The sequence below is a fragment of the Mucilaginibacter gotjawali genome (assembly GCF_002355435.1).
GTDB classification, from domain to species: Bacteria; Bacteroidota; Bacteroidia; order Sphingobacteriales; family Sphingobacteriaceae; genus Mucilaginibacter; species Mucilaginibacter gotjawali.
The window spans coordinates 3,430,638-3,443,792 of record NZ_AP017313.1; the positions used below are offsets into that span (position 1 = coordinate 3,430,638).

Here is a 13,155-nt window from a genome sequence, read left to right on the forward strand (position 1 = left end):
AGGTTTAGGCCGTTTCACCGTTTGAATTAAGGAACTAACTTTGATGATTCAAGTTAAAACCACTCTCATTGATTTATTTTCACATTGCAGGATTAACCATCACATGAGAAATTGTTGACGTTGGTACAGTTGTGGTCGTTTCCATATTTCCCCAAAAAGAATAAAGTTCTTTTTTAAATCCATAAACCTGCCTGGTTTTTAGCGTTTTTAGTTTTTTTCCTGTTGTTTTCATAACTTATTTGTTTAATTTTTCGATAAGTTATGAATGCCAAAACGCAATTAAAAAGTTATTACACCAACTTCATCTTGCTATATACCAACACAGTTATTCCATATACGTAATAATTTACCCCTGTTCGATTTGAAATTATTTTTAAAGATATCGGGTTATTCTAAGCCTTAGTTTAATTAAATAACTATTTTTGGAACTGACCTAAATGAGCATAGTTAGCCCAAAATGAAAACACTTAAATTTGAAAACATAAAACTTCATGCCCTTTGCTGGACAATTTTTATTAGCTATGAATTATTACTCACCTATGTTTTGGCTGGTAGATTAAGTAGTTTTGGAGATTACACCGGACATTTTCTCTTAAATATTGTTTTTTTTTATTTTAATGCCCATATTTTACTCCCGAGTGTAACCGGCCGCGGAAAATTGTCCTATCTTTTGATGCCATTAGCGTTTTGTTTAGAAATGTTCGCTTATCTGGCCGTAAAACATTTTATGCTCGCCATTTTTGACATTTTGCATGTTGAGGTTTATCCGCCGTACACATCCGTTAGGGAATTCATCGCTACCAGCATTATAAGGATTGTATATTTTATCGGCCTGAGCACAGGTTATTGGTTTGCGCTCACAACCTTTAAAAACAGGAAAACAATAGCTGATCTGGAAAACCTGCAATTGAAAAACGAAATCCAGAAACAGGAGCTCGAAAAAACGTTATTAGTAACTGAAAATGCTTATTTAAAATCGCAGATCAACCCGCACTTTTTATTGAATACGCTTAATTTTTTATATAATTCAGTATCCAAATACTCTGAAAAAATAGCTGATAGTGTAATGACCTTGTCGGACATTATGCGTTATGCATTAACGAATGCCGATGATGATGGGAAAGTTTGGTTAGCTTCAGAATTAGATCAAATAAACAATTTTGTAAAATTAAACCAGGCACGCTTCAACCAACGGCTTAATATTGAACTTATTACAGATGGCGACACGGAGGGCTTAAGAATTATTCCATTAGTTTTAATTACACTTGTAGAAAATGTGTTTAAATACGGAGATTTGTTGAATGAAAATTACCCCGCAAGGATAATTACAACAATTGATGGCGGTACGCTAATTTTCATTACCCAAAACCTTAAAAAAAAGAAGGTAGTTGAACATGGATACGGCATTGGCATTAAAAACGTAAAGGACCGTTTAGCAACGTACCATCAATATGAATTAATTATTGAGGACCACGAAACCGAATATAAATCTATCTTGAAAATCGAACTGAAAAAAACATGAATACCTGCTATGTGATTGATGACGAGGAACATGCAATTGATACACTGGTAAACTATATCAATAAACTTCCGGGGTTAAATTTGGTAGGCACATCCCTTAACCCATTAAAGGCCATTGATGAGATAACCAATTCAATACAGGTTGATATCGTTTTTTTAGACGTTGATATGCCCGAAATATCCGGACTTGATGTAGCCGACATCATATCGCCACATACGGCTGTAATATTTACAACGGCTTATCCTAACTATGCTGTACAGGCTTTTGAAAAAAACGGATCGGACTTTTTATTAAAACCTATTTCTTTTGAGCGTTTTACCAAATCGGTAACCAAAGTACAACACCTTATCAAGTCAAAAAAAGTTGCTGAAACCCATCATGAAGAGGAACAGTTTTTTATAAATCCCGGAATTAAGGGACGAATTATTCAGCTGAGTTATTCGGAAATTATTTACATTGAAGGCCTGAAAAATTACGTTGTGCTGTACACGGTTGACGGCAAACATATCACCTACCTGTCTATGCGCGAAATTGAAAAACTGTTGCCCATGTCGCGTTTTACAAGGATCCATAAATCTTATATTGTCAGCATCGAAAAGATCAAATCAATTGATGGCAACAATGTTATATTATCGCCATCAATCGAACTGCCCATCGGCATTTCATTTAAAGACAGTTTCATTCACCTGATTAACAGCAGGACGCTTAGAAGCGGGCGCAAAGTTCAGTAGCTCTCTGTCTTTACGCGCCTTTACCGATAGGTAATACTTATAAAGCAGATAGTATATAATAAACTCGTGGCTGCGTTGTTTTTCGTTAAAAAGCCGGTTTAAATGCATGTGAATAACGTCGGCTGCAAGTTTCATGAGTTTTCCGGGAAAAAACAATTGAGCGGTTGTTTTTAACAGGCTCAATGACTTCAGGTACGCGGCATACTCTTTCTTACCCGCAATGCCGACAATCAAAGCCTGGTTGCTTTTCATGTTATTGATGAAAGTTGAATACTCACGATATTTGTTATCCAATTGCATTTTTACCTGTTTGCTGTCGTCAAACTCGTGCTTCATGTTTTCGTGGATATTTTTCAACAGGTAAATCCTGCTGGAATATTCAGGAAAAAAAATCTCAAGCAGTGCGTCTGCCGATAAAAGGGCAAGATGCAATTCTGAAAAATCAAATTCACCGGTACCGATGTTTTTGAGATATGCTAAAACAAGTTCGCTGCTGGCATTAAATGCGTTTTCAGCATAAACAATCGTTTCAGCACCGTATCTTTCAATTTCACGTTTATACGTATCCAGCAACAAGTTATTTATGATCCCTTTTTCAACATAAGTACGTATTTTTTTTTCGAAATACCTAACTACTGTTGCGGTATCATCCGGGTTAGTTTGAATCCTTATCCGTAAATGGTTTTCCGGGTCATTATATCTGATAAAATACCAGCTTGTTAACTTATTTTGTTTTTTCAGGCCTGCTATAATATTCTTTACACATTTGACAAGAATGTTGTTTGAGGTTGCAGGATGGCAATATATCTTCAAATACACCCATTCATCACCTGGCAGATATATCCTCTTTACTTTATTCTTTTTGCGGTTTATTTGCCACAACGCGCTTTGAGTATAAGTCACGTCGCGCGAAAATACAGCCGCTATAAATTGCCCCGCAAATGGCTTCCCTTCACGATTACACACATCTGTTGTTTCCTTAAGGAAGACTTCCTGCAAAACAACTGTTGCCTTGTTTTTTATAACCTTCATAAAAAGCGCTATTGATCCGGGGTCTGATTGGTCAAACAATAGTTGATTATCACCTTCAGTTAACGCAAAATGTTTTGTAAGCCTGATCTTTTCGCTGATTTTAAAAAAATTGTCCGCAGAACTGTTTCCCTCAGATATATCCGCAATTTCCTCGGCATTTAATACCCATGTTGCCGGAAAAAGAATGCAATTTTTATATTCCACCCTGGGGTAGTAGCTAATGCCTGGCAGTAACGTCCTTAAGTCAAAATTAAAATTGAATTTAAGCCCCTGGTATTGCAAATCACATAAAAACATAAATATTGACAGTTCACTTCTGCCATAGTTAAAAGCCGAACTTAGCCTTGGTATAACTATTTTGTTATGCTTTTTTGATCTTAAGATAATGTTATTGTCAATTATTGATATGGCAAGATCGGAAAGGCTTATAATATTGGGGCCTGGAAGGGTGGAGTGCACGCCTATAGGAATCTCAAACGCCCTTATGCCTGAGTTTGAATTTATATTGGCTGCGTGTTCGTCATTAAAACATGAGATTTCAGCAAAAATAACCCCATTATTAGATTTTTCTTCAACCGCAGCTATGTATCGGACCTCGTCTAAAACTTTTTCGCTAAACAATGTAAACCTGCCCAGCAGCGCTGTAGCAGTACACCCGCCGGCCTGCTCTATCCAAACTTTATCACCAAACAACCTGAAAACCACTGAAAAACTGGGGGGCGCTTTTAATTCGGACGGCGCTTTTAATTTTTCAAGTTCCTTATCTGTTATTAAAATAGGTTCATCATTTTTTGTTCTCAAAAATTTCGATAAAAAGAATTCATGAATTGGGGTCCAGGTGAAATTCAAGCTATTTGATTGGAGATCCAATTGTATTCCATCCAATAATTCACTGGTCACCACGTTAGTCTCCAATCCTTCATAACCTATACCTGATTCTCTGTCCAGCGCTTGCAGCAGCGGTACCTCCTGATCTTCAAACCTGGCTTTAAACTTATTTTTAAAATCTTTTAATGCCTTTGGCGTTGCATCGGAAGTAATGATTTTCAAACAGTCTAATCCCTCTTTTATATACTCCTGGTATTTGGGGTCAATTGATGATTTAGTTTCCCTTTCGTACCCAACATAAAACATCGATTTAAATTTAGTTTTTGAAAGCTGATATAAGTGATTTTCTGAAAGCGCTTTGATATCCAGCTTTTGTTTGAAGGCAATTTTATTGACAAGAGCGTTATACATCGAAATTTCCCTTGCAAGTTCACTATTAAATTTCCTGGCATTTGCTATGGAAACAACCCGCGAGAAATATTTTTCACCAGTCATGTTCGGACAAAGTTCCGATACAAGAAGCCCTTCGTTTATTAAGTCCTTTACATATGCTTTCACATCTTCTGTCTCATCAATAAAATTGTTCAACCATGCAACTACTTCAGAAATTTTTTTTCCTTCATTGCAAAAATTCAACAACTTGTTCAATAATCTGTCTGTGTGAAAAGAATTAATGAAAAAGTCTGTTTTTTTTCTATTTGTGTCATAGCTTGTAGTAAGGTACCGCTTTTCGTTTTGAATGGTGTAAATTGAATCATTCGTATAATATTTCACATTGTTAAACTCGCCCGTTCTTTCCATCCGCCTTGCAATTTCTGCTGTGAATTGAAAATCAGGGGTTATGTACACTTCACCGTTCTCCTCTAAAACACATTTTTCAGCATTGTTACTTATTGAGCTCCAGCAAGTAGAGCTAAATGCTGAAAACATACCGAATGGAGTTGGCCTGTGGCACATCCTGTTGAAATATTTGTGAAGGCTTATTTTAACCTTTTTGTCGAGGTTATAGTAGTCAAATCCGTATCGTTCCAATTCGAGATAGAGGCTTTCGCTTGCAAAGAATATAGCCGACTGAAAAAATTGAGTTTTTAGCAATTCAGTCAATATTTCGGGTTTATAATCCCGGTAGCTTAGGGCCGGTGTTCTTAAAAACAGATAAGGATTAAAATCAAGGTTAAACATAGATTAATAGTTTTAAATAGGGTTAATAAGGCGGTTAAAAGTTAACACAAAAACTCTAAATGTATATTCGTATTTAATATTTCCATCCGTTGAATGAGAGAAATTAAATAACAAAAGTTAGTGCATTGCACGCATTTAACAGATAAATGGGGGGCCTGTTAAACGTATTAAAACTAATTAAATTTAACTAAATGTTTTACACATTATCATCCAATGTGGGTACACGTTTTCAATAAAATGTAATTTAACTTACGTGCAATATCCGGTAGGTGTAAACTTGTTTTAACAGAAAATATTAACCAATAAATATCCACCGTTTCCGCTAAAATAAACCAGTCGCCATATCTGGTTTAATTATTCGTTCGCATTTATAATACATGATGCCTAATACGGTTTGAAGTCATTATTAAATCAGGCTGTGCAGTAACGGCGTGCTCTTAAAACACTGCATGCAATTCCTAAAAGTGGTGTGTGTAAATTTTATTATATTGCAGCCAGCTTATTTATTACGATTATATATTGAAATGGAGAAAAAAAAAATACTGATTACCGGCGCCAGTAAGGGTTTAGGGTTGGCCATCTCCAAAAAACTTTCATCGGAATATGAATTAATATTACATGCCTCAAAAAAAGAGAGCTTTACGCATATTGAACCGGGTAGCCATATTTTATGCGCCGATTTTGCTGATAGCCAGCAACTTGCCGACTTTTGCAAAAAGCTAAAAAAAGAACATGGCGACTCGTTATACGGCGTGATAAATAATGCCGGCCTCACTTATGATAAACCGCTAAATTTTCAGCCTGAGCGGGAGATTGATGCCATGTTGAACGTAAACCTCAGGGCGCCAATAATGATATGCAAAACCGCCATGAAAATATTTAGTTTATTAAACAAGGGGGTTATCATCAATATTAGCTCTGTTGTTGGGGAAAGCGGCAATGCTTTTCAATCTGTATATGCTGCAACCAAAGCGGGCATAGTGGCTCTTTCCAGGTCTTTAGCGCAGGAGGCTGCGGCATTAAACGAAAGTCACCACATCCGGGTACTTAGTGTTTCGCCTGGGTTTATTGAGACTGACATGACTGCAGGAATTCCCGAACAGATAAAAGAAAAATATTTAAATTTAATTCCGGCAAAACGCTTTGGAAACGTTGATGATGTGGCCGATACCATAGCGTTCCTGCTTTCAGACAAGGCATCTTACATAAATGGAACAAATATCCACATCAACGGCGGTTTAATATGATTGATACCAGGGAAAATTACTTAGATATTATTAAAAATGGCAACCTGTTAGGCGTTCATCCCACACAAATGTTGTTGCATGGCCCTACCAAGCGATTACTTGATACGTACCATTGGCACCTGCCAAATAAAGGTATAGTTGCCAGTTACACACCAAAAGCGCGCGACGTTGAGGATCATTTCGGCGTATTCAGAGGGGTTGACCAGATTGAAGCCTTTGCACAGGCAACCATAGTTTCCTGCGCCACTTTTTTGGAATGCCGTAAAAGTAATTGCCTGCCTGATGAACTGAAGGATAAGTTTGTCCCCGCTTTCATCAGCGTTGGCAATGTAAACTTTCATTATTACCTGGAAGAAGGCGACACATTTATCAGCATGGGGAATATCACTTTTTACAAGTGGCGGCAGATGGTAGCTGATGGGCGTATTTATAAAGTACCGAAAGGGCTTGATTTAAATGATTATTTTAGCGATTTCAGTGAAGAACGTTTATTAAAATATGATATTAGCAGCGATTTTAAATTAGTAGCCGAATTGCACGATATTACAGGCAGGGCAATTTTAAAAGAACTTTTTAAAAAAAATGAATAATGGAAAGACAAGAAATACTTGATGGCTTATTAGAAGTGCTGAAAACAATAAGAACGATTGATCCGCAAAGGTTGGTTGGCGTTACCGAAGAAACAGACTTTTTGACTGATTTAAGCACTCCGTCGACAGAACTGATCAATATTGCTGCGAAAGTGGAAAACAAATTCGATATTGAGTTTGAAGATGACGATATTGACCACATGGGGTCGAAAGTTAAAGACATTATCGACCTGATCATAATGGTTAAGGCAAGAGGAGAAAACAAATAAACATGCAGGTTACAGGTAGAAAAGTGGCGGTTGTTGGTATGGGCGGGGCTTTCCCGACCTGTAAAAACCTCGATGAATTTGACCGTAAATTATTCTCGAATCAGAGTTTAATAAGGGAGTGGGACCTTGCTATGCAATATAACAAGCAAATCAGGTCGACAGTGTCAGGGTTTATCACGGACGATGAAATGGACCTGGAAGCGGTTCTTGCTCCTATCGTGGAGAGATACCCTGAAACGTATATTGATAAGTTGGGAAGAATCCCGGATGGGAACCTCTCTACAGCTGACCTTGGCAGCATCTGGACCATGATTGGCGCCCAGGAAGCAGTAAAAATGGCCGGATGGACCACAACAGAAACTCAATCAGAAGAAACCGGTGTTGTAGTAGGTTCGGGCGGCGCCGGTAACCAGATTTTAAGGGTGGCCTGGCATTATTTTTTCCAGATGGGGAAAAAGGCCAGGATTGCCGGGGCACATACCGTTGACCGCAGTATGTCATACCGCGAAGCGGCCAACATATCCTGCCTGTTAAAAACAAAGGGCGTTTGCGAATCCATTACCTCTGCCTGTGCTACCGGGCTCGGCAATATCGGGCATGCATACCGCCTCATAAAATTTGGATTACAGGACCGCGTTATAGCCGGCGGCGTTGAAGGTACCGCGCTTGAAACCTTTATAGGTTTTGATGGCATGATGATACTTTCGAAAGGCTTTAGCCCGGCTGAAAGTTCTAGGCCATTTGATATGGACAGGAACGGATTTGTATGCTCATTCGGTGCTGGTATAGTAGCGCTGGAAGAATATGAAATGGCTAAGGCCCGCGGCGCCAATATATTGGGGGTGATTGATAGTTATTTTAATAACTCGGATGGTGACGGGGATATGTTTTATCCATCATTTGCAGGCCAGCAGAGGCTTTGGAAGGGACTAATGCCTGATAAAGGATTGCGGCCAGATGTAGTAAAAATGCACGGCACATCAACCCCTGTAGGAGATTCAGTTGAATTATTGAGTGTGGTGGACACCCTTGGCGAAGAAGGTTATCACATGTCGGCACCCAAATCACAATTCGGGCATATGCTTGGCGGCGCCGGGGCGGTAGAGTTTATTACGGCTTTATTGATGCTGAAAAACCAGAAAGTACTCCCCTGTTTAAACTCAAACACGCTAAACCCGGAGCTGGAAGGGTTTCAAAAAACCGACCACTGGACAGGCCCCTCAAAACCATTGGCCGCTTACAGAGATTTGGTACCACAATTTGCATTTGAAAAAGAAATAAACAGAGTTGCCTGTTTAAATTACGGCTTTGGCGGTACAAACAGTGCGATGATGGTTTCGAAGGATATTTAAATGATTGACAATAAAGATAAAGTTGCGGCTATTTTTGGCGTACGGAACGAAAGCTCCATTGCCTGGTCAATCGCTTTAAAACTGCACCAGTCTGGTTGCAAGGTGGCGCTAAGCTATGTTGCCGAAACAAAAGACGAGGTTTTATACCTGATGCAGCAAAACGGCATGGACGGCAGTCTGTCCGCCGAAGTTGATGTAAGGAATGAGCTGCAGATCACCGCCTTCATCCAATTGGTTTACAATACGGCAGGGCCTATAGACTATGTTTTACATGCGGTGGCATTTGGCACCCAAAGTGTAATGTGTTATTCGCTGCCGGGTAGCACTGAACCTGCTCCCTCCTATCTGGATATTCCTTTTGAAGACCTGATGGATTCATTTAACATCAGCGCTTATTCGCTGTTGAGGATTTGCAGGGTGACGCAGCCTTATTTTGCAAAAAACGCTTCCGTGTTAACGCTTACCTATAATGCTTCGCAGAGGGTTTTCCCGGGATACGCCGGTATGGCTATTAATAAAGCAGCGCTCGAGAATATCATGATCTACCTGGCAAGTTATTTCAGGGATCAGGGGGTAAGGGTTAACGCAATTTCGGCAGGTTTAGTGATGACTACCTCGTCAGGCGGCATATTAGGCGTACGCCGATTGCGGAAAATGGGCAAATTTACGGCTCCGCTGGGGAATATTGATGCCGATGACGTAGGCGATGCTGCACTATATTATTTTTCGGGCCTTTCGAAAAAAGTAACCGGGAATATTCATTTTGTTGACGGAGGCTTCAACATAATGGGGCTTGGCGTAGATGGAGAATGAAATTTTAAAAACGCTGGAAATACTAAATACTTCCGGAAAGTTCACCATCGGCAACGACCTGGTGTACCTGCCTGATTTTTCGGCTTCATTTAATGATCTCTTCAAAAAAAAGGTTTATACTGCCACAGAAATAGCTTATTGTGATGCGTTTGAAAATTCAATTTTGCGGTACGCATCTACATGGGCGGCAAAAGAAGCTGTTTATAAGGCCATTAAGCAAATAGACCAATCCACATTGGGCTGGAAAAAGATTGAGATCATCCGAAAAAAAAATGCCGGGCAACCACAGGTAACTATTCACAAACCTGAAGCCGATTATAAAATAAGTTTAACCATTTCGCACGATGGTGACTATGTTTGGGCAATTGCCTTAATTGATACTGATTTATAATACCACCATGACCGACCATTATTTTGAAAATGATTTGGTTACCCTGCATTATTACAAGTTTGGTAACGGGCCAAAAAGTATGTTATGCTTTCACGGGTATGGTATGCATGGCAAGCAATTTAAACTTTTAGAAGGCGACCTGGGTTCAACCTATACTTTTTATGGGTTCGATCTTTTTTTTCACAAACAAACTAAACTAAAAGATCAAAGTTTAGCTAACATCAAAAAAGGGATCAGCAAAACGGAGATTGCCGGATTTATACAGGATTTTTGCAAATATGAGAGAATCGGGCGTTTTTCGGTGATCGGGTATTCCATGGGTACTCATTATGCAACGATTGTTGTTGAAGAATTGGGTGATTTGGTTGATAAATTTATTATCGCCGCCCCATCGAGCCTGGAACCGGGTAAATTGATCCGTTTTTTTAGCAAAAACAAAACAGGGAATAAGATCCTTGAAAAGCTAACGCTTAGTGAAAAAGCATTGGTAAGGATGCTGAAATTATTTAAGCAACTAAGGTTTATAAATGACCAGGATTATAAAGTTTTGTTTAACGAAATTGGAACAGCTGAACTGAGGTTCAATTTTTATGCCTGTTTCACCTATCTCCGCTTTTTAGAGACGGACGAACAGCGTTTATTGGAGGCTATTGAAATAAATAACATCAAAAGCATTTTTATATTTGGCAGCCGGGATAAAACATTTCCGCCGCGAATTGGTGATAAGTTTATTCAAAAACTCAAACATAGTGAAGTTATCATTTTGAATGAAGGCCACGAAATGATCAAAAAAGATTTTGTAACCTCGCTAACGAAACTGTTAATATGATCATCAAAGCAAAACCTATCCCTATATTTGTTATCCGTTTGGGTATAGCGCCGTTGCTTTGGTTTTTCAGGCGGCGTTTTAACAAAATGATCCTGAACGACATCGAGATAAAACCGGGGCATTCCTATATCCTTATGTGTAACCATTTTGGCTTTTTTGATGGTTTTTTTGCCTACTACCTGTGTTTTAAATTCATCAATAAAAAACAAAAGCTAAAAGGCATTTATACCATGTCGGTAAAAAAGCAGATGGAAAAAAACTGGTGGCTAAAATATTCCGGCAGTTTTTCTGTCGAGCCAGGTAAACGGTCAGTCGACGAAAGCCTGGACTTTGCTGCATCCATATTAAATGAACCCGGCAACCTGTTGATCTACTACCCGCAGGGCAACCTGGAATCAGCCTATATCAGGCATATTGAATTTAAGGATGGTATTTATGAGATAGCAACCCGCACCCGGGGCAATTGCCAATTGGTTTGGAGCAGTGTTTTATTGGAATATTTTGAAAGCACCAAACAATCCGTTTATTTTAACTTATTGGATTGTGGCACCAATCACGATTTTGATTTTGAACAGCTGAAGGATAAGGTTAATGAGCATCATTTGCAATCCATCAAAAAGAATATCAGGTTTACAAACGAGCCCGGAATTTAAGGACACGATACTAATTCCGAAATCGAAATTGCCTGCCCGCGGCGGGCAGGCAAAATCCGAAATCTTCCCCTACTGCCCAATCCGCTTTAATCCTGCTTTAGCGTCGTTATCAATATCGGTTTGGTATTGATGGCCGTGGATATTAAGCGCCTGGTTATAGTAATCCCCTGCCCTTTTAAAGTCTTTCTTGTCTTCGTAAATCTTTCCGATGCTTAATGCTGCGTTCGCCGCAAAGTAATATTTGGTTGACGACCCTAACCTGATGGCCTTTTGATAATTCAAAATGGCGTCGCCGTATTTACCGGTTTTATCATAGATTCTGCCCAGCCGGTAGCAACATTCAATTTTATCCCTCAGGAGCTTAAAGTCACTTTCATCCTTGTTTGCCAACTGCGCCAAAGCTTTGCCATAATAGCCGCCATCAAAATAAAACCGGGCCTTTAAAAGGTCCAGATCCGGCTTGGTGTCATTAGCTTCCCAGAGGGCCTGCTGGTCTTTGCTATCGATGGTATAACCTTTGGTTTTTACTTGTCTTACAAAATATTCGTATTTACCCTGGTCATTTTGTAAAAGATAAAAGTAGCCGAGTTTTAAGTAAGCATCCTTTATGTAATTTATTCCCCTGTATTCATTAATAAAATCATACAAAGGTGTCGGCGTTTCATTGTTTAACCGGCAAAGTTTAGCACAGCCAAGCATATAATTTATCGAAGGTACTTTAACATAGTCACCTGTCCTTGGCCTTGCTTCCAGGTAAGTTATCACATCGTCATTATGTGCAGTTTTTGAGGCGATGAGGCCCTGCACATACGTTTTTAGCAAACTGCTGCTGCCCATCTCATTCAGCATAGAGATTAGCCTTGGGTAATCATTGTTATTGTGCAGCACATTGATATCTATCGTACAAATAAAAAAAATCACCTCGCTGTTATAAAAAGCGAATTTTGTTTTGGGGAGATCGGCCTTAAGCTCTTCCAGTTTTTTAACTCCAGCCTGTGCATTGCCGCTCATTCCCAAAAAACGGGTAACACTTTTAAAGCTCGCAGGGATGGAGCCAAAAACTACATTTACCAATGCAAGGCTTATCTGATCAGGTACAAACCCGGGGTATTTTTCTTCGTTGTCATGCAATAGCCCGTTGGCTTTTTTTGCATCAAATCCGGAGGAAACATAGTCCCCGAACTTTGCCTTAAGAAATGACCATTGCAGGTAAATCTCCGCCTGCGCGTACAGGTAAAAAGGAGAGTTGCTGTCATTACCTTCCAATGCAGATAATCGTGCCGACCTTAGATCCTTTAAGCGTTCATAATCTGCTTTATTTTCAGATGCAAGCAAACTGAAGTAATCGACATAGTTTTCGAGCAATATAATGATACCATTTTGCGGGTTTTGCTGTTTCTCTTTTTGAATGAGTGAACGCGCATCATTCATCCGGAGGTCGAGGATAGCTTTATAGGCGTCGGTACAATTAGCGTCGTAACTAAAATTAGCTTTTGCAGTTAGTTGCCAGGTTAAAAAGAAGACGATGAGGGTTAAAAATTTTTGGATCATTAGCATCAAAGATATTTAAAACATTTTATTGAGAACATGTGTGCTTTTACAAAAAAAAGCTTCTTGCTTCCTTATAAAACACATCAAAAGAACTAAAATAGCTTGTCATTGTTTAAACTACAACCTAATAAATGCAGCATCCGTATAAAGAGGCCTATCATTCTG

13 protein-coding genes are annotated in these 13,155 nt (G+C 39.1%); 10 read left to right on the forward strand and 3 right to left on the reverse strand.

Annotated features, from left to right (window positions below):
• Window positions 1-79 precede the first annotated feature (79 nt).
• On the reverse strand, window positions 80-232 hold the full coding sequence (locus tag MgSA37_RS28265; protein ID WP_157750587.1) for a hypothetical protein: 153 nt from the start codon (window positions 230-232) through the stop codon (window positions 80-82).
• A gap of 465 nt (window positions 233-697) precedes the next feature.
• On the opposite strand from MgSA37_RS28265, the gene MgSA37_RS15195 reads away from it, so the two are divergent.
• Window positions 698-1,522, forward strand: coding sequence for a sensor histidine kinase (locus MgSA37_RS15195; RefSeq protein ID WP_157750588.1), 825 nt, complete (start codon window positions 698-700; stop codon window positions 1,520-1,522).
• A complete protein-coding gene (locus MgSA37_RS15200; RefSeq protein ID WP_096353076.1) occupies window positions 1,519-2,253 on the forward strand; it encodes a LytR/AlgR family response regulator transcription factor in 735 nt (244 codons plus the stop codon). Before MgSA37_RS15195 ends, MgSA37_RS15200 begins: the two co-directional genes overlap by 4 nt.
• On the opposite strand, the gene MgSA37_RS15205 is transcribed toward MgSA37_RS15200, so the two are convergent.
• Complete coding sequence (locus tag MgSA37_RS15205) at window positions 2,185-5,295, reverse strand: lantibiotic dehydratase (RefSeq protein ID WP_096353077.1); 3,111 nt, start codon at window positions 5,293-5,295, stop codon at window positions 2,185-2,187. The two genes, MgSA37_RS15200 and MgSA37_RS15205, sit on opposite strands and share 69 nt — an antisense overlap.
• Window positions 5,296-5,819: 524 nt before the next feature.
• Between MgSA37_RS15205 and MgSA37_RS15210 the strand changes: the two genes are divergently transcribed.
• From MgSA37_RS15210 to MgSA37_RS15245, 8 genes are read left to right on the forward strand one after another with little or no spacing between them, the layout of a single operon-like run.
• Complete coding sequence (locus tag MgSA37_RS15210) at window positions 5,820-6,542, forward strand: SDR family NAD(P)-dependent oxidoreductase (RefSeq protein ID WP_096353079.1); 723 nt, start codon at window positions 5,820-5,822, stop codon at window positions 6,540-6,542.
• Window positions 6,539-7,132 (forward strand): hypothetical protein, encoded by a 594-nt coding sequence (locus MgSA37_RS15215; RefSeq protein ID WP_096353080.1) that lies wholly within the window; start codon window positions 6,539-6,541, stop codon window positions 7,130-7,132. The genes MgSA37_RS15210 and MgSA37_RS15215 overlap by 4 nt, the downstream gene beginning before the upstream one ends.
• Window positions 7,132-7,401 (forward strand): acyl carrier protein, encoded by a 270-nt coding sequence (locus MgSA37_RS15220; RefSeq protein ID WP_096353082.1) that lies wholly within the window; start codon window positions 7,132-7,134, stop codon window positions 7,399-7,401. The genes MgSA37_RS15215 and MgSA37_RS15220 overlap by 1 nt, the downstream gene beginning before the upstream one ends.
• A 2-nt stretch (window positions 7,402-7,403) precedes the next feature.
• Entirely contained in the window at window positions 7,404-8,753 is a 1,350-nt protein-coding gene (locus MgSA37_RS15225; protein WP_096353083.1) for a beta-ketoacyl-[acyl-carrier-protein] synthase family protein, read from the forward strand.
• Window positions 8,754-9,566, forward strand: a complete 813-nt coding sequence (locus tag MgSA37_RS15230) for an enoyl-ACP reductase FabI (RefSeq protein ID WP_096353085.1) — start codon at window positions 8,754-8,756, stop codon at window positions 9,564-9,566. It begins immediately after the preceding gene.
• The gene (locus MgSA37_RS15235) at window positions 9,556-9,957 is read left to right on the forward strand and encodes a holo-ACP synthase (protein ID WP_096353087.1); all 402 of its coding nucleotides are present in this window, start codon (window positions 9,556-9,558) and stop codon (window positions 9,955-9,957) included. The genes MgSA37_RS15230 and MgSA37_RS15235 overlap by 11 nt, the downstream gene beginning before the upstream one ends.
• A gap of 7 nt (window positions 9,958-9,964) precedes the next feature.
• A complete protein-coding gene (locus MgSA37_RS15240; protein WP_096357519.1) occupies window positions 9,965-10,786 on the forward strand; it encodes an alpha/beta fold hydrolase in 822 nt (273 codons plus the stop codon).
• Window positions 10,783-11,439: a lysophospholipid acyltransferase family protein gene (locus tag MgSA37_RS15245; protein ID WP_096353088.1), complete on the forward strand. Its 657-nt coding sequence runs from the start codon at window positions 10,783-10,785 to the stop codon at window positions 11,437-11,439. The genes MgSA37_RS15240 and MgSA37_RS15245 overlap by 4 nt, the downstream gene beginning before the upstream one ends.
• Before the next feature lie 69 nt (window positions 11,440-11,508).
• Here MgSA37_RS15245 and MgSA37_RS15250 read toward each other — a convergent pair whose 3' ends face one another.
• A complete protein-coding gene (locus tag MgSA37_RS15250) occupies window positions 11,509-12,990 on the reverse strand; it encodes a tetratricopeptide repeat protein (protein WP_096353090.1) in 1,482 nt (493 codons plus the stop codon).
• Window positions 12,991-13,155: the final 165 nt, after the last annotated feature.